This is a genomic window from Marinobacter sp. L-46 (genome assembly GCF_056859535.1).
The window spans coordinates 50773-74024 of the sequence record NZ_JBSXOP010000087.1 but is presented as its reverse complement, the minus strand read 5'-3'; the positions used below and the strand labels follow the sequence as shown (position 1 = coordinate 74024).

18 protein-coding genes and 1 pseudogene are annotated in these 23252 nt (G+C 59.4%); 8 read left to right on the top strand and 11 right to left on the bottom strand.

Features of this window, described 5'->3' with window-relative positions; genetic code table 11:
* Positions 1–204: 204 nt before the first annotated feature.
* The 5 genes from AC13DJ_RS15790 (at position 205) to hslU (ending at position 6926) form a co-directional block, all read left to right on the top strand.
* Positions 205–2376, top strand: coding sequence for a primosomal protein N' (locus tag AC13DJ_RS15790; RefSeq protein ID WP_482933175.1), 2172 nt, complete (start codon positions 205–207; stop codon positions 2374–2376).
* Between the two features lie 142 nt (positions 2377–2518).
* Positions 2519–4204 (top strand): arginine--tRNA ligase, encoded by a 1686-nt coding sequence (gene argS, locus AC13DJ_RS15785; protein ID WP_482933174.1) that lies wholly within the window; start codon positions 2519–2521, stop codon positions 4202–4204.
* Between the two features lie 7 nt (positions 4205–4211).
* Positions 4212–4847 carry an SPOR domain-containing protein gene (locus AC13DJ_RS15780; protein ID WP_482933173.1) on the top strand — a complete coding sequence of 212 codons (636 nt, stop codon included), beginning with the start codon at positions 4212–4214 and terminating at the stop codon, positions 4845–4847.
* 205 nt (positions 4848–5052) lie between these two features.
* Positions 5053–5583, top strand: coding sequence for an ATP-dependent protease subunit HslV (gene hslV / locus AC13DJ_RS15775; protein WP_022990117.1), 531 nt, complete (start codon positions 5053–5055; stop codon positions 5581–5583).
* 11 nt (positions 5584–5594) lie between these two features.
* A complete protein-coding gene (hslU, locus tag AC13DJ_RS15770) occupies positions 5595–6926 on the top strand; it encodes an ATP-dependent protease ATPase subunit HslU (protein ID WP_339649000.1) in 1332 nt (443 codons plus the stop codon).
* 51 nt (positions 6927–6977) lie between these two features.
* On the opposite strand, the pseudogene AC13DJ_RS15765 reads toward hslU, so the two are convergent.
* The 7 genes and pseudogenes from AC13DJ_RS15765 to AC13DJ_RS15735 all read right to left on the bottom strand — a co-directional run.
* Positions 6978–7397 (bottom strand): annotated as a pseudogene (locus AC13DJ_RS15765) (RNA-guided endonuclease InsQ/TnpB family protein); the annotation flags it as partial.
* Between the two features lie 301 nt (positions 7398–7698).
* Positions 7699–9894, bottom strand: a complete 2196-nt coding sequence (locus AC13DJ_RS15760) for an AAA family ATPase (RefSeq protein WP_454105947.1) — start codon at positions 9892–9894, stop codon at positions 7699–7701.
* Entirely contained in the window at positions 9891–10310 is a 420-nt protein-coding gene (locus AC13DJ_RS15755) for a hypothetical protein (protein ID WP_454105948.1), read from the bottom strand. The genes AC13DJ_RS15760 and AC13DJ_RS15755 overlap by 4 nt, the downstream gene beginning before the upstream one ends.
* The gene (gmtX, locus tag AC13DJ_RS15750) at positions 10303–10983 is read right to left on the bottom strand and encodes a gamma-mobile-trio protein GmtX (protein ID WP_454105949.1); all 681 of its coding nucleotides are present in this window, start codon (positions 10981–10983) and stop codon (positions 10303–10305) included. The genes AC13DJ_RS15755 and gmtX overlap by 8 nt, the downstream gene beginning before the upstream one ends.
* Positions 10983–13619 carry a gamma-mobile-trio integrase GmtZ gene (gene gmtZ / locus AC13DJ_RS15745; protein WP_454105950.1) on the bottom strand — a complete coding sequence of 879 codons (2637 nt, stop codon included), beginning with the start codon at positions 13617–13619 and terminating at the stop codon, positions 10983–10985. The genes gmtX and gmtZ overlap by 1 nt, the downstream gene beginning before the upstream one ends.
* A 2-nt stretch (positions 13620–13621) precedes the next feature.
* The gene (gene gmtY, locus AC13DJ_RS15740) at positions 13622–15079 is read right to left on the bottom strand and encodes a gamma-mobile-trio recombinase GmtY (protein ID WP_454105951.1); all 1458 of its coding nucleotides are present in this window, start codon (positions 15077–15079) and stop codon (positions 13622–13624) included.
* A gap of 103 nt (positions 15080–15182) precedes the next feature.
* Positions 15183–16007, bottom strand: a complete 825-nt coding sequence (locus AC13DJ_RS15735) for an RNA-guided endonuclease InsQ/TnpB family protein (protein ID WP_482933172.1) — start codon at positions 16005–16007, stop codon at positions 15183–15185.
* 21 nt (positions 16008–16028) lie between these two features.
* On the opposite strand from AC13DJ_RS15735, the gene tnpA reads away from it, so the two are divergent.
* The gene (gene tnpA, locus AC13DJ_RS15730) at positions 16029–16445 is read left to right on the top strand and encodes an IS200/IS605 family transposase (RefSeq protein WP_081697630.1); all 417 of its coding nucleotides are present in this window, start codon (positions 16029–16031) and stop codon (positions 16443–16445) included.
* A gap of 317 nt (positions 16446–16762) precedes the next feature.
* Positions 16763–16921: a hypothetical protein gene (locus tag AC13DJ_RS15725; protein WP_482933171.1), complete on the top strand. Its 159-nt coding sequence runs from the start codon at positions 16763–16765 to the stop codon at positions 16919–16921.
* Positions 16922–16953: 32 nt separating this feature from the next.
* On the opposite strand, the gene AC13DJ_RS15720 is transcribed toward AC13DJ_RS15725, so the two are convergent.
* The 3 genes from AC13DJ_RS15720 to AC13DJ_RS15710 form a co-directional block, all read right to left on the bottom strand.
* Positions 16954–18195: a patatin-like phospholipase family protein gene (locus AC13DJ_RS15720; RefSeq protein ID WP_482933170.1), complete on the bottom strand. Its 1242-nt coding sequence runs from the start codon at positions 18193–18195 to the stop codon at positions 16954–16956.
* Between the two features lie 87 nt (positions 18196–18282).
* Entirely contained in the window at positions 18283–20589 is a 2307-nt protein-coding gene (gene ptsP, locus AC13DJ_RS15715) for a phosphoenolpyruvate--protein phosphotransferase (protein WP_482933169.1), read from the bottom strand.
* Between the two features lie 29 nt (positions 20590–20618).
* Complete coding sequence (locus tag AC13DJ_RS15710; protein WP_022989890.1) at positions 20619–21131, bottom strand: RNA pyrophosphohydrolase; 513 nt, start codon at positions 21129–21131, stop codon at positions 20619–20621.
* Positions 21132–21302: 171 nt separating this feature from the next.
* On the opposite strand from AC13DJ_RS15710, the gene AC13DJ_RS15705 reads away from it, so the two are divergent.
* On the top strand, positions 21303–21959 hold the full coding sequence (locus tag AC13DJ_RS15705; RefSeq protein ID WP_482933168.1) for a histidinol-phosphatase: 657 nt from the start codon (positions 21303–21305) through the stop codon (positions 21957–21959).
* Between the two features lie 95 nt (positions 21960–22054).
* Here the strand turns inward: AC13DJ_RS15705 and AC13DJ_RS15700 are convergent, their stop codons facing one another.
* Complete coding sequence (locus tag AC13DJ_RS15700; RefSeq protein WP_199456767.1) at positions 22055–23251, bottom strand: class I SAM-dependent rRNA methyltransferase; 1197 nt, start codon at positions 23249–23251, stop codon at positions 22055–22057.
* Position 23252: the final 1 nt, after the last annotated feature.

The window sequence follows — 23252 nt, the reverse complement described above, 5'->3', positions numbered from 1 at the left end:
CTGATCACCCGCCGTAAAGGGCGGTTTCAGCCAGGCACCGCATGTTTGAATCAATTGGAAAGACCGTGCACAATCAAGCCCGGCCAGAAACAGACCGCGAATCTTACTGACAAACCCGGCCACAGGCAAGTATCTTGCTCCCCGGAACCAGCCCGTAAACTACCGCCGGCGCCATACCGCCCGTTTTCAGGATACGCAGATACCGTGACACGGCCAGCAACTGCCCGCATCGCCCTCAACCGCCCGCTCCGCAGGCTGTTTGACTACCGGGTTCCGGATGGCCTTGAGCTGGCCCCGGGGCAGCGGGTGAAAGTGCCTTTCGGCCGGCAAACCCTGACCGGCCTGGTGGTGGAAACAGGGGTTCAACCGCCTGAAGGCATTACCCTGAAGCCGGTGGCCGAAGCCCTGGAGCCCTGGCCCGCCCTGCCCGAAAGCACCTTCCGGCTACTAACCTGGGCCAGTGACTACTACCAGCACCCACTGGGCGAATGCCTGTTCACCGCCCTGCCCCCCGCCTTGCGCAAAGGCCGGCCCGCGCGGGAAAAGCCGGATGAAAGCTGGCACTGCACCGCCAGCGAACCCGCCCTGCCAGCCACCGCGCACCGCCAGCGGGCGCTGTTCAATACGGTAAAAGAGGCACCGGGCATTACCACCAGCGCCCTGGTTCAGGGGGGCTTCAGCCGCGCACAGATTCGCGCACTGGAGCAGAAAGAACTGATACAGCAGAAGGAAGCGATTACCGGCATAACCACAGCTGCGGAAGCCGACCTGCCCGCTCCGCTGCTGTCAGCAGCTCAACAAACAGCGGCTGCCGGTTTACCGGAACATACCGATGAATTTTCAGCCACCCTTTTATACGGCATTACCGGAAGCGGCAAAACCGAACTGTACCTGCATTACCTGAAAACCCGCCTGCAGGACAACGAGCAAGCACTGGTGCTGGTGCCGGAAATCAACCTGACGCCGCAAACCCTGGCCCGCTTCCGCCGCTATTTCGGCAACCGGATTGCGGTATGGCATTCCGCCCTGAACGACGGCGAACGCCTGAGCACCTGGCTGAAAATCCGCAACGGCGAGCCGGTTATCCTGATTGGCACCCGCTCTGCCGTATTGCTTCCGTTTACCGGGCTCCGCACCATCATCGTGGACGAAGAGCACGACAGCTCCTACAAGCAGGGTGAAGGCTTCCGCTATTCCGGCCGGGATGTGGCCGTATACCGGGCCCACCTGAATCAGTGCCCGGTAATTCTCGGCTCCGCCACGCCCTCTCTGGAATCCTGGCACAACGCCAGTCAGGGCAAATACCAGCTCATCCGGCTGGAAGAACGGGCCGGCAACGCTAAGCCTCCGGCGCTGGAACTACTGGACATCCGCAGCCGGCCACTGGAAGCCGGGCTGTCCCGACCCGCCCTGAATGCCATCAAAGACACACTGGATAAAGGCGAACAGGCCCTGGTGTTTGTAAACCGCCGCGGCTTCGCCCCCGTGATGATGTGCTTCGACTGCGGACACCTGGAAGAATGCCCCCGCTGCGACACCCGCCTGACCTATCACAGGCGGGACAGGGCCATGCGCTGCCACCACTGCGACTTCCAGATGGCCGCCAGCCACACCTGCCCGAAATGCCAGAGCGAAAACTACAAACCCGTGGGCCAGGGCACCGAACGCACCGAAGACACCCTGGCCGAACAGTTCCCGGACACACCCGTGGTGCGGGTCGACCGGGACAGCACCCAGCGCAAGGGCAGCATCCAGGCCATATTGAAAAAAGTGAACAGCGGCGAGCCGTGCATACTGGTGGGAACCCAGATGCTGGCCAAGGGCCACGACTTTCCCAACGTGACCCTGGTTTGCGTAGTCAACGCCGACGGCGGCCTGTTCAGCGTGGATTTCCGCGCACCGGAACAGATGATACAGACCCTGTTACAGGTGAGCGGCCGCGCAGGCCGGGGCGACAAACCCGGCAAGGTGCTGATCCAGACCTGCCACAGCGACCATCCACTACTCAACGCCTTGCACCAGGGCCGCTACGCCAACATCGCCGACCAGCTACTGGCCGAACGCGAAGGCGGCCAGCTCCCGCCCTTCCGGGCCATGGCCATCCTCCGGGCCGAAGCGGACACCATGCAGCACAGCCTGCAACTGCTGGACACCCTGAAACCCATGGCACAAACACCGGGCATAGAAGTATGGGGCCCGCTACCAGCCGTCATCGCCCGCAAGGCCGACCGCCACCGGGCCCAGCTGGTACTGGTGAGCGACAGCCGGGGCCAGCTGAACCGGCTACTGAGCCATATATGCCAATACCTGGACCAGACCAGACTGCCCGCCAGCACCCGCTGGATGGTGGATGTAGACCCCCAGGAAACCGGCTGAACACACGCCATGCCCTGATCCGGTAAACCCGTACTCCAGGCTTTTTGCTTACACCTCCGGTTTCCGCGATAATACGCCCCTTCTGATTTCAACGGGCGCCCTGCCCTGTATCCATTCTCCTGAACACCGAGTCATCTGACGCATGAAAGAGACCGTATCCGAGCTTCTCCAGTCTGCACTGGCCGCCCTGCAATCCGAAGGCACCCTGCCGGCTGACCAGACTTTTACCCCTCAGGTGGGTAACACCAAGGACAAGTCCCATGGCGACTACGCCTGCAACATTGCCCTGATGGCCGCCAAGGCGGCTGGCTGCCCGCCACGAAAGCTGGCCGAGGCACTGGTGGCAGCGTTGCCGGAGAGTTCAGCGGTTGAGAAGGTGGAGATTGCCGGGCCGGGCTTTATTAACTTCTTCATGAGCACCGCCAGCGCGTTCAGCATTGTGAACAGCATTCTGGATGAAGCGGAACAGTTCGGCCGTAACAACACCGGCAAGGGCGAGAAGGTTCAGGTGGAGTTTGTGTCTGCCAACCCCACCGGCCCACTGCACGTGGGCCACGGCCGTGGCGCCGCGATTGGCGACTGTCTGTGCCGCCTGCTGGAAGCCAACGGTTACGATGTTACCCGTGAGTTCTACTACAACGACGCCGGCGCCCAGATCAACAACCTGGCCCTGTCGGTTCAGTCCCGCGTTAAGGGCCTGACACCAGAAGACGAAAGCTGGCCGGAAGACGGCTACCGGGGCGACTACATTGTCGACGTAGCCAACGCCTATATGGCCGGCGAAACCGTGATTGCCGACGACCGGGAAGTAACCGCCAAGGCCGACCCGGATGACAAGGACGCCATCCGCGAATTCGCCGTGGCCTACCTGCGCCGGGAGCAGGACCTGGACCTGAAAGCCTTTGGCGTTCAGTTCGATGTGTATTTCCTGGAATCGTCCCTTTACGAAGATGGCAAAGTAGAAGCCACCGTTGAGCGCCTGAAAGCCAACGGCTACACCTACGAGCAAGACGGCGCCATGTGGCTGAAAACCACCGAGTTCGGCGACGACAAAGACCGCGTAATGCGCAAAAAGGACGGCGGCTATACCTACTTCCTGCCGGATGTAGCCTACCACCTGGACAAGTGGCAGCGCGGCTTCACCACCGTGATCAACGAGCAGGGTGCGGACCACCATTCCACGGTAACCCGCGTGCGCGCCGGCCTGCAGGCCCTGAAAGCCGGCATCCCCCAGGGCTGGCCGGACTACGTTCTGCACCAGATGGTGATGGTGACCCGCTCCGGCCAGGAAGTGAAAATCTCCAAGCGTGCCGGCAGCTACGTCACCATTCGGGACCTGATCGACGAAGTGGGCCGCGATGCTACCCGTTTCTTCCTGGCGGCGCGCCGCGTGGATTCCCAGTTGACCTTCGATATCGACCTGGCCCGCTCCCAGACCAATGAAAACCCGGTGTATTACATTCAGTATGCCCATGCCCGGATTTGCAGCGTACTGCGCAAACTGGCCGCCGAAGGGGTTGAGCGTGGCCTGAACGAATGCGTGGGCGATTTGAGCCTGCTGACCCTGGATGAAGAAAAAGAACTGGCCAACCAGCTGGCCAAGTACCCGGAACTGATTGCCAATTCCGCCGCCCAGCGCGAGCCGCACCACCTCACCCACTACCTGCGTGAGCTGGCCGGCCAGTTCCACACCTACTACAACGCCCACAAGGTGTTGATTGAAGATACAGCCCTGCGGGACGCCCGTGTGAGCCTTTACCTGGCGGTACGACAGGTGATTGCCAACGGCCTGGACTTGCTGGGCGTGAGCGCACCGGAAGAGATGTAAGCCGGCCATGGCCAGAGACTACGCCAAAAAGGATCGCCCCGCGGGCAAAGGCGCCGCTGCCCCCAGGCAGAAGGCCTCCGCCCGCAAGGCACCAAAACCCAAGCGCAGCGCCCCTGCGCACAGGCAGCACGGGAGTTTGTCCTTGAAGTGGGTTCTGTCTCTGGCCGCCGTCGGTGGCTTTATCGGTTTTATTGTTTACCTGAACACCCTGCCTGCAGGCCCGGAAGCGCCGAAACAGGCAGCGCCGGCCCAGCAACAAGCAAGCCCTGCAGCCACCAAGGCCAGGCAGGACGCTGCCCGGCAAAAAGAGCAGAACTTCCGCTTCTATGAAATGCTGCCGGAATCCGAGGTGGTGCCTCCGAAAGTACAGGAGTACACCCCGGGGCCGGCCAAAACAGCGTTCGACTACATCCTCCAGTCCGGCTCCTTCCGCAGCAAGGAAGACGCCGAACGCCAGCGTGCCCAGATTGCCTTCCAGGGCCTTCGCGCCCACGTTCAGCAGATCACACAGGATAATGGCGGCATTTGGTACCGGGTGAATGTCGGCCCGTTCACCTCTCGCAGCCAGATGAATTCGGCTGTGGACAAGCTGGTATCCATCAATATCCAGCCCTTGGTTCGTAAAGTTCCCAAAGAAGGCTGAGTTTTGTGCAGGGGCAGGGTTGGCGGAAGGCTTTCCAAAAAACGCTCCTTGCGGCACATCCCTGTGGCGCTTCTGCTCCGCCATCCATGGCTCCGCAAATTTTTGGAAAGCCTTCCGCCAACCCTGCCCACGTAGCCACTTGAATTACCGCCAGCCGCCTCCATAAACCTGAAATACGATTTTCACACAGGCAACTGGAGCCAAAATGACTACCATAGTTTCCGTCCGCCGGGACGACGAAGTCGCCATGGGAGGTGACGGCCAGGTTTCTCTGGGCAACACCGTCATGAAAGGGAACGCCCGCAAAGTGCGCCGCTTGTACAACGGCCAGGTTATTGCCGGGTTTGCCGGTGGCACTGCAGACGCCTTCACCCTTTTTGAACGCTTTGAAGCCCAGCTGGAGAAACACCAGGGCAACCTCACCCGCGCGGCGGTGGAGCTGGCCAAAGACTGGCGTAGTGACCGTGCTCTTCGCAAGCTGGAAGCCTTGCTGGCCGTGGCCGACAAGACTGCGTCGCTGATTATTACCGGTAACGGTGATGTCATCGAGCCGGAACAGGGCCTGATTGCCATTGGTTCCGGCGGGGCCTTTGCCCAGGCAGCGGCGCGGGCACTGCTCGAGAATACCGATATGAGCGCCCACGAGATTGCAGAGAAGGCGCTGGAGATTGCCGGCGACATCTGCATCTACACCAACCAGAACCGCACTCTGGAAGTGCTGCCCATCAAAGACTGACCGGAGCGACCATGTCTGCAATGACTCCCCGTGAAATCGTTCACGAACTTAACAAACACATCGTGGGCCAGCAGGAAGCCAAGCGTGCCGTGGCCATTGCCCTGCGTAACCGCTGGCGCCGGATGCAGCTGGACAGCAGCCTGCGTGACGAGATTACCCCCAAGAATATCCTGATGATCGGCCCCACCGGCGTGGGTAAAACCGAGATTGCCCGCCGCCTGGCGAAGCTGGCCGATGCTCCCTTCTTGAAGGTGGAAGCCACCAAGTTCACGGAAGTTGGCTATGTGGGCCGGGATGTGGAGTCCATTATCCGGGACCTGGCGGATATGGCTGTGAAGATGCTCCGTGAGAAGGAGATGAAACGGCACGAAAACCGTGCCCTGGACGCGGCCGAAGACCGCATTCTGGATGCCCTGCTGCCGCCGGCGCGGGATTTCAACGAAGACAGCCAGCGTACCAGCAACGATTCCGCCACTCGCCAGATGTTCCGCAAGAAACTGCGCGAAGGTGAGCTGGACGACAAGGAAATCGAGATCGACCTGCGCAGCAGCAGTGCCGGCGTTGAGATTATGGCGCCTCCCGGCATGGAGGAGATGACCAACCAGCTGCAGAGCATGTTCTCCAACCTGTCTTCCGATAAGCGTAAGACCCGGAAAATGAAGGTGGCAGACGCCCTGAAACTGGCTAAGGATGAAGAAGCCGCCAAGCTGGTGAACGAGGAAGAGATCAAACAGAAAGCGCTGTTGGCCGTTGAGCAGAACGGCATTGTGTTTCTCGACGAGATCGACAAGGTGGCCAAGCGTTCCGAGAACACCTCGTCTGACGTCTCCCGCGAAGGCGTACAGCGCGACTTGCTGCCGCTGATCGAGGGCAGCACCGTAAGCACCAAGTATGGCGCCGTGCGTACCGATCACATCCTGTTCATCGCCTCTGGCGCGTTCCACTTGTCCAAGCCGTCGGACCTGATTCCGGAACTGCAGGGCCGTCTGCCGATCCGGGTAGAGCTGCAAGCGCTGACCCCGGACGACTTCAAGCGCATCCTGACCGAGCCGGACGCCTCTCTGGTGCAGCAGTATGAAGCCTTGATGGGCACCGAAGGCGTGAAACTGACGTTCGCAGACGATGCCATCGCCCGCATTGCGGAAGTGGCCTACAAGGTGAACGAAACCACCGAAAACATCGGCGCCCGCCGCTTGCATACGGTACTGGAGCGCCTGCTGGAAGGCCTGTCGTTCGATGCCGGCGACAAGGTTACAGAGGTGTTCGAAGTCACCGCCGCCTATGTCGACGAGAAACTGGGCGAGTTGGCAGAAGACGAAGACCTGAGCCGGTATATCCTTTGACATCCTCGCCCACCTGAAGGAAGGCGATTCCTACGGCGCTCAGTGGCGGCGTTAAGCCGCTGCTGAGTCGCTTCGGTGGGTTCCTGCTGCTGGCGACCTTGGTGCATCGCTCACTTCACAGGCGAACCGGGCGTGTCCCGCCCTTAAAATATTGATCGCGCCAACCGTGTCGGCGTTTTCCTTAAAGCCGCAATCCACGCAGTGGAACTGGGCCTGGGTTTGGCGGTTCTCTGCCGACACATGACCGCAGGCCGGACAGGTTCGACTGGTGTTGCGGGGTGGTACCGCCACCAACCACCCGCCGCTCCATTGGAGCTTGTAGTCCAGTTGGCGCCGGAACTCGAACCAGCCCTGATCCAGAATGCTCCGGTTCAGACCGGATTTGGCCCGGACGTTGCGCCCGGGTTGATCGAGCGTGCCGGCCGCTGACGCCGACATATTCCGCACCTTTAAGTCCTCGATACACACGATGGTTCTTTATAGCAGATACTGTGTAAATGAGTGAATGAATGAACGCAAGCTCTGCAACAGTGGGGCTTTCGTCTTTATGGGCCAAATTACACAGTGTGTAATCATGTGTGTAAAAAACTAAGACCTTGGGGCTCCGCCCCAAACCCCGCTCGGGCCGCCGAGTGCTCGGGAGTGCTGTCCAACGGGCAGCACTCCTCGTCATAGGCTGTGGCATCTCCACGGCTGTAAACGCCAAGCCCTATCGGGTGCGCTGCGCGCAGCATTGACAGCCGCTACGCTGCCGCAGAAGGCGGGCAATGCTTCAAGCATGGCTCAGCAGGCTTTCAAGATTAGTATTCCGTTGTGCGGCAACAGAGCCTCTGCCCAACGCACGCGTTATCAGCGACCGATCACCGAGCACACGAAGCCGCTCAGCCGGTCGGGTGATCGCTGTGTAGAGCAGCGTCTGGTCAAGCATGTGAGGGACATAGCCCGGCAGAAGCAGGATGCAGGTCGGCCACTGCGAGCCCTGCGACTTATGGATCGTAATGGCGTAGCCGAGATCCAAGGTTTCAAGCAAGCCTGCCGTGATCTCGACAACGCGCCCGTTCAGCTCCATCAAACCGAGCACTTCGTCTCTCGCCTCAGCGTACACGTCCGAGATCGTGCCAAGGTCACCGTTGCGGATATCGGCGTCGTAGTCATTCGCGGTGACCATCACTTGGTCACCCAGGCGCAACCTCGCGCCTCGACGGGTGACCCAGGGTATCCAACCGCGCAGATCGTCGCTGTAGTGCAGTTCGGGGCGCCGCTCGGCTGCGTCACGGTGCGATTGGATGAGGGCGTTGAGCGCATCGACCCCCAGTGGCCCTTTTCGCGTCGGGGTCAAGAGTATGCAGCCCTCTGCACCGCCGCTTTCTTCCCAGACACGGATAAGGGTTTCTGGAGAGCAGTCGGGATCGTAGTGGCAGTCACCGGACGCGCTGTTGAGCAGGCCGTGATCGTAGGTGTTCGTCCGCACTGCGGTAGCAAGGCGGTGAATCCCGGAGTCCTGTCCTTGGCGCTTTACCTGCGAAAGCTCAAAGGCTGGCAGATTGCTGCGCATGGCGGCGTGGAAGACTAGGCCCCCGCCTATGGGCGGAAGTTGCGCCACATCCCCTACCAGCAGAATCCGCGTCGCATAGGGAAGGATGCCGACCAGGCGGTAAGCGGTCAGCAAATCGACCATGGACGCCTCATCAACCACAAGCAGGGCATGCTCAGGAAAGTCCGGCTGATTCTCCCCACGATGGCCTGATAGAAGCTTTGCGATCGTGGCGGCGGGACGGCCCGTACTTTCAGCCATGCGTTGGGCGGCGCGACCGGAGAGCGCCACCTGGAATTGCGCCACCCCCTCCGCGATCTGGTCGTACACCGCCCAAATCGCCAGCAATATAGTGGTCTTTCCCGTTCCGGCGCCGCCTGAGATGATGCTGACCGGGGATTTCACTGCGCCCTTGACTGCTGCCCGCTGCTCTGCGGTCATCGCAAAGGGCAGCGTTGCTTCGAAAGAGCGAAGTGCGCTCTCGATAAGCTCGTCCGTCAGACCTTTCTCCCAAGCGGCCAGCATGGCGCCTGCACCGGCTGGGCGGGCCGCTGACCGATCAAGGAACCGCGCAACAGCATGTTCCTGAATCGCTGCACCGAGCCCCTGAAGTCCGCGCTCGGTTCGGATCAGGACGCCGTGAGCTATGGCTGCGTCGATCAGGCCGTTGCTGGCGATGCCAAGGTCTGTCGCAGCGCGCTCGGCACCCGCTACCAGTTCGTCATCGGAGACGACGGTGGAGCCGGTGCGGGCGCATAGGGAGCTGGCGACATGCTCGGCGATGGCCGCAAGTAACCGCGCTCTCGGTAGTTCGATTTTGAGGGTGGTTATCAGCTCAAGGATTTTCTTGAAAGACACACCGAAAGCGGCGAGCAGAAAGGGGTCGTCTTTGAGTCGATCCAATGCGCTTTCGCCGTATACGCGTGCAAGACGGTCTGCAATGCCAAGGGGCAGGCCGGACTCCTGTAGCCAGTTCAGAACGCCATACAGGTCCTCGGGCGGCCATTTCTCGATGAGGGTCTTGGCTCGGCCCTCGTTGATGCCCGAAACGACCATAAGCGCCTGTACGTCGCCGCGCCGCACAACCGCATCGATATCCGGAAGCGCCCTAACCAGGCGGCGAGCGATTACGTCACCCAGGCCGTCGATGTTTTTAGCGATCCACCGAGCCAAAAGCTCGCCCGAGGGGCGCACATACCGTGCGCTCTCGACGGTTAGCAGGTCGTCGTTGACCGTAAAGCCTCGGGCTTTGTAGTTGCGCCGCTCGATCTTTCCCTCAACCGACCAGATGCTGCCCACGCTCGCCGCCTCCCGCCATTGCGTGGGAAATTGGATGGCCAAGGTGGCATCGCGTTGCGCGTGTGAGCCGTCTTCGCGCACCTCCCAGGCCGTGCGAATGCCCGAGGGCCGGACTTTAGCGATCTGAACCATCATGGCCGAGGTGCCAGCCCCGTTTGCTGGATGACGGCGTCTATCGCCGCATACCGCTCCAGTTGTTTGCGAAGCAGCGCGTTCTCAGCCTTTAGCTTGGCGACTTCATCTTCGAGTCTACTGACGTCCGAGGCGCGCTGTGCAGCGCGTTTCTCAGAGCGCTCCCGAGCTGCCTCATGTGCCTGCGTGTCTTCCTGACTACCTCCAAACCACCTCTGCTCAGCGCTGGCCAGAGCCGCCCTCACAGCCGGGTTCTGATTGATCACGGAGCGGCTGAAATCCAGCTCGGCACACAGCGCGCCTCGGTTGATCTTACCGCCGCGCTCGTACTCAAGGTAATCGCCACACAGATCGCGCTCTGCGATCCACCAGTCGACGCGCTCGGCATACTCCTGTGCAAGCTCCCGGCGACTACTCATCGGAATCAACCTCCCCGACGATCTTGCGCAGGCCCGTCATGAATCCACGGGGAAACACCTCCACCCCAAGGTCGTTTTTCACTTGTCCGGCTTGCGTGACCAACCACCCCTGGCGCTCGATACATTCGTCAGAGGCAGCGAACCGCAGCGCCTTGATCTCGTTATCCGAGACGATGCCCTTGAGCGAAGGGAGAAGCTCGACGGAGGGTTCGGCGCTGGCTTCCAACTGCCTGACAGGGCGCTTATCGATCACGACCTCGGCCTGGTTCTTGAGAATGTTGAGCTGGGTACGATAGCGGTTGCGCTCGGCTATAATCTGGCCGAACAGCACGCGCAGAGCGGGATCGGGAATGCGCTCCAGCAGTTGATTGTCCTGAGGCACTCGGCGGGATCGACTCTGGATGCTGAGGGGCTTTTTTGTAGTGGTCTTGGCCTTCGCCGCCCACGCCTCGATCAGATCGCGGTAGTGCTTGTTAGCCGTTGCTCGAATGGACTCGTAGCCGACACCCCCGTATTCTGCCGAAAGTCGACCGATGGTGGTGATCGAGAAGTCGCGTTCGCCGCGATCATAATAGTCGCTCAAGGTTTCATTGAGCTTGTCAAGCGACTGCTGCGTCTTCGCCGTCTTGCCTTCTTTTAGATCCTCAAGAATTACGTCGATATCGATCTCCATCAGATGACCTCCTCATGTTGGATCAGCCGTTGCTTGATGCTCGGCAAGGCAAGCGGCGCGGCCTGGCTCATCTGCTCGATACCCGCCTCAAGAAGCCGGTCGTCTACTAAATACTCCTGGGCTTCGATGTAGTTCGCCGCAATCCGATACCCCTCCAGCTTGTCGCTCGGATGCGCGATCTTGGCCATTTTGCGAAGCAGGGCGTTGGCAGCGATCAACTGCGCCCGCTCGTCCATTTCCATCAACACCGGTTGATAGCCCTTCTGCATCATCATGCGGCTGAGTGCGAGCGTGCGCTTGGAGATGGCCGGGGTCTTGCGAAGGTCATCCTGTAGGTCGGGATAGAACTCCGCGTCCTCGCAGAGCAGCGACAGGTGCAGAAGCTCCGAGTTTGTCTCGATAAAGCGCATGCTCACCGCCAGATCTTCCTGCGAGCCTACAGCAACAAGCTTCTGCCCCTCGTCGCCCTCGCCGCGCTGGTTCTCGATATCCATCAAGCGCTGGATCACGTTGAAGCAGGCGACGAAGTCCTTGGCGTACTCATCGGCTTCCACTTGCTGCTTCTCATAGCGCCGCTCCAGCACTTGAAGCTCACCGTGCTTGGTGAATGGAGTGCCTTGCTCCTCCGCGAAGAACAGCTCATCCTTCAGCGCTTCCAGCTCGCCCTCGATCTCCACCGCCAGACTCGCTGCCTGGTGGGCCTTATAGCTGATCTGGTTGAACTGGCTGTTCAGCGCGGGCAGGTAGCTGGCCTCGGTGATGAACCAGCGGCAGCGAATGCAATTCTCGGGTCCATGGGGTACTGGAGCATAGATGGGATGAGTCCCCCTAGTGGCAACCAATTCGCCGCCGTTCCAGCAGCCGCCCAGCGTGCTCATCTCATCCGAACGAACGGTGTTGCCGCCGACCAGGCACAGCCCCGCCGAACGGTGCTCCCAACCGATGGGATTGCGGTTGGCGATGGCGGCCTCGACCGATTCCTCGCTGTTGCAGGCGGTGCGAGCCTGGATCTGGGACAGCTCCGCATCCTTGAGAAAGGTGCGGAGCGAGGCTTGTGCCTTGGCATCTAGCGCCGCGTGCGCCTCTTCCATTTTTTCCGCCATGACGGAGGGAGTGATCTTGTTGTAGTAGATCGTCATCAGCAGGCGCGTGTGGCCCGCCAGGAGCTTAGAGACGACCGGCAGGGGCAGGGCCGTATCCATGGTGTAGGCGGTAATCAGGGACACCCGCAGGCTGTGCAGCGGGAACAGGGTCTTCACTTTCGCTGTGTCAGGCGTGTCGTCCGGGTAGTCTTCCACCAGTTTCAGCGCGGTGCCGTCGCTCAGCGCATGGCCCGTCGCTGCCAGATTCTGCTCCAACCGCAGGAGCAGTTGATACCAGGACAGTGAGTAGGCTGTTCCGGAAATCGGCTTGGCGCGGCTTTCCGCGCTTTTCGCGCTGGCTTCCCGGAACAGGAAGCAATATTCGCCCATGGCCTTTAGCACGGCTGGGCTCTTAACGTGAATGGTGTGTTTGGTCTCCAGTGTGCTCGCACTGACGGGGGTGGTGATCGGGTTGTACTTCTCCTGCCAGTTGCGCAGCTTCTCAAGCCAGTACAGCAGCTCCTCGTGCTGCCAGGGGATCTTGTAGCCGCGATCCACCTCATTCTTGTTCTGATCGGCGGTCTTGTTGGTGGAGACGTAGAGCGCGGTGGCGTAGGTCTCGGTCATCGCATCGTAGGTGCGGCGGAACACGCCCTTGGCGTAAGGGCGCTTCTTGCTCCCGTAGGCGAAAGGGTGGGTATTCGGCACCCAGCGCCCGCCCTCATAGCGCCAAGTATCGGCCTCACCGGAGTCGAGAAGGCGAACCTGATAGGTGCGTAGCGGCAGGTGGAGTTTGACGAAGATCAGCATGGCCGTCACCGGCGACCACATCTGGTGGATGGTTACCTGTTTGGGACCTGGGCGGCGCCAGACGACCTTGGTGCGCCATACACAGTCGGGGTCGTCGTAGTCGATGGACTCTGGCTCCACCTCGAACCACGCATAGAGCACATTGTCATGCGCCCACGACCAGTCGCGGAAATGGCGATTAGCCCACGGGGCGCTACGCACAGCGCCTTCTTTGGGCTCCTCTTGCTCGCTGTCGTGAGCGTAAGGGCAGAGGATCTGTCGTAGCTGCTGAATGTAGCGGTACGGCAGCGGGTTCCTGACGGTCTCCTGGGTCGAGCTCTGTTTCACGATCCGCTCGAAAGGATTCGAGACGATGGGTCGAGCCACGCCGTGGTCGTCCTCGACGCTGTAATGCCGCTCGATGACGTGGTTGATGAAAATGGCCACGCAGTTCACGTGCTTCGCCTGCGTGCGTTGACTGTCAACGCCCGCAGCCCGCAGGACTTCGACAAATTCTTGGGAAGACGCCCTGTGTCCCGCGTGTCCCTTGAAAAACGCAGTGACATCCCTGGCGTAGGAGGCATGGCGCATCAGGTAAGTGACGAAGAAATGATGAAGAGCGTCCAGTTTATGGTTGACACCAGCGTCCTGAGTTGCGACCCATTCCGCCGCATACTGCTGCCACTGCAGCCAGTCCTCGCCATACTTGCGGGTAAGCCAGGAGAGCGTTAGATCAGACGATCGCCCGAGTATTTTCTGTGCCATTATCATACCCCTCCTAGTCGCGGCCGCTGGCCGGTGTAAAGCCCCTTCGGATCAATGTCTTCAAAACCGTGTTCAACCAGTGCCTTCCAGTCGGTGCTCATCGCCTTGGCGTCGGGCCGAGCCAGTTGCTCGGAAGCCGCGCTGAGCATGTTCGAAACGTCTTGGTTGCCTGGCAGGGTATAGACCGTTTGCGACTCAAGGGACTTGTGGTGAAGGCATTTTTTTCGGATCAGCGGGTCGATGCCCGCCTGGGTCAGACGCCGCCCGTAGTTGTGCCGATGCCCGTGCGGGTCGAACCCCTCTGCCTTGTTCGGCTCCAGGCCGATTCGGCGCAACCCGGCAGCGTAGTTATGGTTGAAGGCGTTGATCGTGTACGGGTTGCCGAACGCCTTGCTATCGAAGCTGATGAAGGCGTAAGGGTGATGTGCGTCCGCTGTTGCGCGGTATTTCAGGTAGGTCTTCCATAGGACCATGAAAACCCTAGCAAATTCGACTGGGAACCACTGCGCAATCAAGTAGCCTTCCCTGTCATCGACAAGCTTTGATTTCCAGCCCAGATATTGCGTCCCCTTCATCTCGCAACGCGGTATGCGCCCGTACTTCTCTTTCAGATACACCTTGCGAGTGCGCTCGCCCTTGCGGCTTTTCCAGCCCTCGGGAGCAACACCCTCGCGCTCGCTGTAGATGCGTACAAGCGCCTGGCTTGGGTCGGCGGGATTTTCGAAGACATCGGTGACCCACAGCAGCATGGCTTCGCTGACCCTAAGCCCCGCGCCGTGCATCAAAAGGAGAATCAGCTTGTCCCGCAGAGCGACGCGGGGATCTTTGGCGCCGCCGATGCCTTGGGTGAAGAAGGCTTCGAACTTGGAATTCGGAAAGGAGATCGCGTCATCCTCCGTCTTCGCAAGCGGGGTGCGGCCCTTGATACTCCGCGCACGCTTGACGGTGGTGCTGATGGACTTGTCTTTAATGTGGCCCAGGAAATCGTTCTGGTTCCGCCGAAACCATGCCGCGTAGTTGAGGCGCTCTTCATGCGGTGTGGCTTTGCGCAAAGGGTTCAGCGGCTTTGTGCCCTGCTTATCAGCAAGCCAGTCCGTGAAGCCCGTGAGTGCAATGATGCGCTCTCTCACGGTCGCTTCGGAGGCGGGCACCCAGTACAGGCCGGAAGGGTCTAGGCCTGATTCAGAGGCTGTCCCGCTGTACAGGCGCCTGACGAACGCCTGAAACAGCTTCTCGGGGTCTGTGAACGCTTCAGCGTTTGCTTCCATGTAGTCCAGAAGCATCGCCACTGCTCGGACGGCTTTCTCAAGCGTCGACTTGGAGCGCCCATTGGCTTGGAGGTAGAGGAGGTAGTCGGTTAGAGGCGAAAGTTCCCCCTCTTCCGTCATCAACAGAGGGATCTCGCTTGCGATCCCCGTGTTGTCCTCCACAATTTTTGCGACGACGCTGACTGTAGCCATGGCCACCCCTACACAAATTACATAAATTACACTATAAACCTCTTCTTAACAAAGATCAATAAGAAGCCACCCGGAGGTGGCTTCTTATCAAAATTACACACTTTCATGTGCTATATGTAACCATCGCGTGGTTTTGGCTTATGGCGGTCGTGGCTTTGTGGAGGTAGTCGCGGCGGGCGTTGCCGATCTGGGCGTGAATCCGCTGGACTCTGGCTTTCGCTTTCTTCCAGTTGTTGCTGAATTTGGTTTTTCGACTCAAAGCCCGCTGCGCCTTGCGCAGTCGAGCCTGGTGCTTCTTAAAGCTGTTAAGGGGTTTCAGGTGATCCTCGCCCTCAAACGCCAGCAAGGGACGATCAAAGGCGGCAAAGCGAGCCACACCTAGATCAATGCCAATGGCATCGCCCTTGGGGGTCGGCGTTTCCACTTCTCGCTCAGTCTGGATGCTGACAAACCACTTGCCGCCCGACTGACTCACGGTGACGTTTTTCACCGTGCCCAGAACCTCGCGGCTGTTGCGGTATCGCACCCATCCGAGCTTCGGCAGAAACAGGCGATTGTTCGCCTGGTCGAGCTTGCAGCCTTGAGGGTAGCGAAAGCTGTCGGAAACACCCTTCTTCTTGAAGCGGGGAAATTCCGCCCGCTTGGCGAAAAAGTTGGTGTAGGCCCGATCCAGATCCTTCAAGCTTTGCTGCAATGCCTGCGAAGGGGTTTCAGCTAACCATTCGGTTGCACTATCCAGCTTCCACTGGGTTAGCTCTTTGCATAAACCCGCATAGCTCAGCTTCTTCTCACCTTGCTCATAGCGCTCCTTTTGCAGCGCCAATGCCTTGTTAAACACGAACCGGCAGGAGCCAGCGAAACGGCGCATGAGGCGCTGTTGCTGACCATCGGGCCGGAGTTCGTATTTAAAGGCTTGCAGGCGTTTCATAACCCCACTATAGTTTGGTCTATGACACAAATCAACGATATCAGAACAGGTCGGCATTGCGTTTTTGTGATGCACGTTCATTTGGTCTTTGTCGCCAAATACCGAAAAACCGTGTTCGACAAGGATGCGATCGAGCGCCTGCGGGAGTTGTTCGAAAAGATCTGTGCCGGCTTTGATGCTGAGCTGAAAGAAATGGATGGGGAGGGCGATCACGTTCACCTGCTGGTGAACTATCCGCCCAAGGTGGCGGTATCATCGCTGGTGAACAGTCTGAAAGGCGCGTCCAGTCGCGTACTGCGCAAAGAGCGGCCTGATATCGCCTCACGGTTCTATTACAAAGGCGTGCTCTGGTCTCCGTCCTACTTTGCGTCCAGTTGTGGTGGGGCGCCGATAGAGATCATTCGCCAATATATCGAGCAGCAACAAACACCGCACTAACCGACCAATGGAGCGGCGACGCCGCTCTCACCTTATATCCCCGCCATGAATGACCGGGCTTTACGGTGTGTTGGGTAAGCAAAAGGCCGGAGGGAGTTATCCCGTCCGGCCTTTTTTGTGCCAGCTTGCCAGGCAGCCATTCAGAAAGCGGACTTTAAACCGGACATTTAACGCCTAAAAAGCAGCTCTTTCCTGCGACCGACTCACACCAAAGCCTTTATTTATGGGCGCTCACTGTGGCATTGTGGAGCTTTCAAAGCGGAAATTAAACCGGACACTCTCGCTCAAGTGCTATCAGAATATACCAAGGACTGTGTATGACTTCATTTATGGACCTGGCCCCGTTCGTACCGCAGGAAGAGGCGTTGATTAAGCACGAGCTTCTCGACCTTGCCAGCAGTCGATCCCCTCTGAAATGGGAAATCCCGGAACATGCGGAACCTTACTACTTCCCGCAGCTTGCTCCCGGTATCTGACTATCGATCAAAGGACAAAAGAGCCACAGACCCTACTGGACCCGGGAAAACAGATGGGTAACGTTACTCAGCCCGCTGGCCAGCTTGCCCTTCTCAGCCTGCTTCTTGCGGCCCTTGGCCACGTACAGCGGTAACAGCTCGCCATACAGGCTGGTGGAGATGGTGCGCTGTTCGTCTTCCAGGCGATCCCGACGCAGCTTGATGCCGTATTTCGCCAGTTTCGGTTCCAGCTCATCAGCCCGGCTGAGCAGGTCCCGCCGGGTCATCTGGTAGGCATGTTCGCACACCATGCGCCGGCTCTGGAAGCTGAAGACGTTGGAGAAGAACAGCTTGGCGTCGTCCCGGGTGGGCTCGAACAGCAGGATGTCTTTGTCCGGGTAATCCCGGGCGTATTGGGCAATACCCGACTGCATTCTCGAATAGACCATGGTGCGGAACATCTGGGACAGCAGGTTGGGCATGCCCGAGCGGGTGAGATCGCCCGGCTGCATGGTGCCTGCCCGCACGGCGGCGCTGGCATCGATGGGCACTTGCGGATTAACCGCCAGCACCAGGTCCGCACCATCCTCGAAAGCGACGGATGCATGCAGGCCTTTTCTCAGGGTGCCGTCCACATAGTACCGGCCATCTACGTCTACCGGTACATACAAGCCTGGAGAGGCCGTGCTGGCCTGCACCGCCCTGGAAATGGGCACGTGGTCAAAACCCGGCGCCCCGAAACACACGGCTTCGGTGCTTTCTACATCGGCAGCCACCACGTACAGCCGGTGCTTCAGTTGCCGGAAGTCGTTAGTACGCCCCAGCATGGTGAACGCCCGGCGCAGGTAATCATGAAGACCTTCATTGTCGAACAGCCCCGCCGGGGCTGCCTGGGCCAGGATGGTCATGGCTTCCAGAAGGCTCTGGTCGTACGGGTTGTTGACGAAACGGCTGATGGCGGTGGAAATCAGCTTCGGCACGGCCAGCAAGCGGTTACCGTACTCCCGGAGCGCCGGGCGGTAGAACACTTCCGGATGGAAGGGATGCACTTCGGCTTCGTTGCGCACAAAGATCCGGCACAGCTGGGCGGTGGTCACCTGGTTGGCCAGGTTGGCGGCCACAAAGGAGCCGGAGTTCACGCCTACGTACACGTCCACATTATTGAAGTCGAGGCCGTCCAGCGCTTCATCCAGCGCCCGCAGGGCACCGATTTCATAAATACCGCCCAATGGGCCGCCGCCGCCAAGGGCGAGGCCAATGCGTGGTGCGGATTTAAGCTCGGTCGACTGCTTCATCGGCTGTCCTTCACGGTTACTGCAGCGAATTTACCCTACTAACCTAACAACGGTTTTTAGAGTGCGCACCCTATAACCACCGGAAAATCAGGAAACGGCCTGTTCCGCCAGTGCAACGGGGGAGGATTTCACCGGGCGCAGGTAGCGGCCGAAACCGGCATTTCGGATGGCCAGGTCAACGCAGCTCTTGATCACATGCGGAGAGTCCAGCAGCAATACATCTTCCAGCAACTGGATCGCCCATTCCCGGTCGATACTGCGAATAACCGATTTCACCTTGGGCAGGCTGGCTGCGTTCATAGATAGCGAATCGTAACCCATGGCCATCAGCAACAAGGCACCGCCCGGATCACCGGCCAGCTCGCCACAGATGCCCACCGGCTTGCCTACGGAGTGGGCGTCCTGTGCAATCCGCACCAGGGCCTGCAACACGGCCGGGTGGTAGGAGTGGTAAAGCTGGGCCACGCGGGGGTTGTTTCGGTCGACCGCCAGCAGGTACTGGGTGAGGTCGTTGGAGCCTACCGACAGGAAGTCCACCCGCTCGGCCAGTTCGCGAATCTGGTACACCGCAGCCGGCACTTCCACCATCACGCCCACCTTGGGCATGTGAATGTCGTAACCTTCTTCCCGAACCTCGTGATAGACCCGGTAAATCAGGTGCAGAGACTCCTCCACCTCGGAGATATTGCTGATCATAGGCAGCATGATCTGCAGATTGTTCAGGCCCTCGCTGGCCTTGAGCATGGCCCGCACCTGCACCAGGAAGATTTCCGGGTGGTCCAGGGTAACCCGGATGCCACGCCAGCCCAGGAACGGGTTTTCTTCCTGGATAGGGAAATAGGTCAGGGCCTTGTCGCCGCCAATGTCCAGGGTACGCATAGTAACCGGGTTGGGGGCGAAGGCTTCCAACTGCTCCCGATAGTATTCCCGCTGCTCCTGCTCGGACGGGAAGCGATCCTTGATCATAAACGGCACTTCGGTGCGGTAAAGGCCAATACCCTCGGCGCCATGGGAAAGCGACCGCAATACATCGGTCATCAGGCCGGTATTCACCAGCAACGCGACCCGGTGGCCGTCGGTGGTTTCACAGGGTTTGTCCCGCAGGGCTTCCAGGCCGCGAATCAGCTCGTTTTCTTCATCGCAAATAGCCTGGTAGAAGGCCCTCAGATCCGCTGAGGGCGAGGCGAAAATCTGCCCTTCGAAACCGTCGACAATCAGTTCCCTGCCATCCAGCTGGTTCACCGGGATGTCCACCAGGCCCATCACCGTTGGCACACCCATGGCCCGGGCCAGGATGGCCACGTGGGAGTTACTGGAGCCTTTTACGGATACCAGCCCCACAAGCTGGCCTTTGGGCACTTCCCCGAGCATGGCCGGAGTGATTTCTTCACTGACCAGTATTGTATGCTCCGGATATTCCAGGTGCTTCTGCTCACCTTCCTGCAAATGTGACAGCAGGCGGCGGCCGAGATCCCGGATATCCACCACCCGCTCCTGCAGGTAGTGGTCGTCCATCATTTCAAAATGCCGGATGTACTGCTGAACTACCTGCTTAAGGGCGCCCTGAGCCCAGATGCCTTCGCGGATCTTGTTGACCACCTCGCCGGGCAGTGCTTCATCGCTGAGCATGCGCAGATACACGTCGAACAGTGCCTGCTCTTCCGGGCGCAGCTGGGACGCGAGCCGGTTCGCTACCCGTTCGATGTCTTCCCGTACTGCCTGCACGGCGGACTGGAACAGCGCCAGTTCCTGCTCGATCTCCTCGGTGGGCTTCTCGGGCACCAGATCCAGGTCTGCCGCCGGATACACAACTACGCCAGTGCCAATGGCCACACCCGGAGCGCCGGGCACGCCGTTGAAGCTGACGTCCTGGGTTTCTTCACCGGTAAGCGACAAGCCACTGATCGCGCCCGTGGCTTCACTGTGGGCGATCACCCCGGCCAGTTGGGCTGATACGGTGACCAGGAATGCCTCTTCCCCTTCATCAAAGCACCGGGAGCTTTCCCGCTGCTGTACCACCAGCACACCAAGTACGCGACGGTGGTGGATAATGGGCACACCCAGGAAGGAACGGAATCGTTCCTCACCGGTTTCAGGAAAGTAGCGGTAGCGCGGATGGGAAGGCGCATCTTCAAGGTTGATAGGCTCCTCACGGGAGCCGACCAGGCCAACCAGGCCTTCGGAGTAGGCCAGGCTGACCTTGCTCACAGAATCCTTATAAAGGCCTTCGGTGGCCATCAGGATATAGCGGTTGGAGGCAGGGTCGAGCAGATAAACGGAGCAGACCTCGGTGTTCATAGCCTTCTGCACCCGCGATACGATGATATCCAGCGCCTCGTTCAGATCGCGGGCGCTGTTCACCTCTTGTACTAGACTTCGCAGGATGCTCAGCATGGAGTCAGTCCGTCATTTCTGGTGTTCCTTCAACGCCGGTTCTGCTCACTCCGATGCCACTGTTCCATGTTATGGAACAGTCTGGGAGCCAGTTCTCTCAGCGCACGTCTGTATACTTCTCTCTTGAATGAGACCACCTGCCCCAACGGATACCAGTAGCTTACCCACTGCCAGCCGTCGAACTCCGGTGAATCCGTGCCATCCACGCGTACATGCGCGTCTGGCGATAACATCCTCAGCAGGAACCATTTCTGTTTTTGCCCCACACAAACGGGGTGCGAGTTGTGGCGTACCATCCTTCGCGGAAGACGGTATCGCAGCCAGCCCCGGGTGCAGCTGATGATTTCCACATCGCTGGCACTGAGGCCGATTTCCTCTCCAAGCTCCCGATACAGCGCGTCTTCCGGTGATTCATTGTGCTTGATACCACCCTGCGGAAACTGCCAGGAGTCCTGCCCTATTCGCCTTGCCCAGAGAACTTCGCCCCTGTGGTTGGCCAGAATGATTCCGACGTTGGGTCTGAAACCGTCTGAGTCGATCACGGCACAGTCCTCGTTAAAGTCGGCTGCCGGTTAATTTGTAACCGGCGGAAATTGTCCAAGTTGCTCTCATTCTTACAGAATCCCAAGGGTTCGGCAAACGGAGCCGTTGGCGGCAGGTCATGCTAGACTGTGCGCCTTGCTACGAAGCCTGTAACGATGGGAGGAAACGGCTTGACGCTCGCAATTTTTGATCTGGACAACACCCTGCTCAATGGTGACAGCGACCACGCATGGGGTGAGTTTCTGGTGGAAGAAGGCATGGTGGATGCCGAAGAGTACAAGCGGGCCAATGACCGCTTTTACGAGGAATACCTGAACGGCGAGCTGGACGTTTTCCACTATCAGCGCTTTGTACTGGCACCGTTAACCCGGCACAGCATGGATGAGCTGGAAAGCTGGCGCGAAGCCTTTATGGCCAAGAAAGTTCAGCCGATGATGCAAGACAAGGCCGCGAAACTGCTGGCAGAGCACCGCGAGCAGGGTCATACGCTGATGATCATCACCGCCACTAACCGATTTATTACCGAACCGATTGCCGAGTTACTGGGCGTAGACCACCTGATTGCTACGGAACCGGAGCTGGTAAACGGCAAGTTCACCGGCGAAGTGGCAGGTACGCCGAGCTTCCAGGAAGGCAAGGTGGTGCGGCTGAATGACTGGCTGGCCGCCCATAACGAGAGCCTGGACGGAGCCTGGTTCTACAGTGATTCCCACAATGATTTGCCGCTTTTGCGGAAGGTGGAGAATCCAGTGGCGGTGGATCCGGATCCGACGCTGGAGAAGACGGCGATCGAGAACGGCTGGGCGGTGATGTCGCTGCGGGATTGATCTTGGCTGGTGCACCAACCCTGACGGATGCAAAGGGGTCTGACCCTACGGGTCAGACCCCACCCTTCTCTACCGCCATTCTCCCCTGGCGGCAATCACAAAAACCCGGTAAGAGAGCGCACAAAGCACGACTTGATATAGTCGGTCTCCGGAATCCCCGGCACGATCGGATGATCAGGTGCCTGATGGCCCTGCTCCAACAGCTGCACAAACCGGTCAATCTTGCGGCCGCTGCCACGGATGATGTCAATCAGCTTTTCCTGGGACAAATGCATGGAGCAAGATGCGGACACCAGCAAGCCATCACGCTCCAGCAAACGCAGCCCCAGTTGGTTCAGGCGGGCATAGGCCTGCTCACCGGCTTTCTGGTCCCGGCGGCGGGGAATGAGTGCGGGCGGGTCCAGCACTACGATGTCGAACTTCTCTTTCTCGTCCGCCAGGGCTTTCAGGGCGTCGAAAGCATCGCCTTCAATCGTATCCACATTCTCCAGCCCGTTCAGTTTGGCATTGTGATGCACCGCATCCACTGCCGATGAAGACGCGTCTACACAGGTCACCTGGGATGCACCCGCACAAGCCGCTTGAATACCCCAACCACCCACGTAGCTGAACACATCCAGCACCTTCTTGCCGGGCGCATAGGCCTGAAGGCGCTGGCGGTTCATGCGGTGGTCGTAGAACCAGCCGGTTTTCTGGCCGCCAGCCAATGGCACTTCAAAGCGGGCGCCGTTTTCTTCTACCAGAACGGTGTCGGCTTCCGGGCCATGAGCAAATTCCACGTAGGTATCCAGACCTTCCACCTTGCGCATCTTGCCATCGTTTTTCAGCACGATAATGCGGGCATGGGCCAGGCGCTGAACGGCTCGCACGATGGCGTCTTTCATTTGCTCCATGCCGGCGGTGGAGATTTGCACCACGACTACGTCGTCAAAGCGGTCAACCACCAGACCAGACAAGCCATCGCTGTCGCCAAAGACCCAGCGGTAGAACGGTTTGTGAAACAATCTTTCCCGCAGACTCAGTGCTGCCTCCATGCGGTCGGTTAAGCGCTTCGGCGTCATGCCATGGTCCGCCTCCCGGCTGATCAGCCGGCCGCAAATCAACGCATGAGGATTCACAAAGGCGATACCCATGGGCTTGTCATTCGAAGCACGCACCTGCACCTGCGAGCCAGGTTCAAACCCCGGCAGCGGGCTACGCTTGGTGTCCACCTCATTGCTGTAAACCCACAAGTGGCCGGCACGGAGACGGCGTTCTGCGCCTTTGCGCAGGTAGAGAACGGGAAAGTCCATC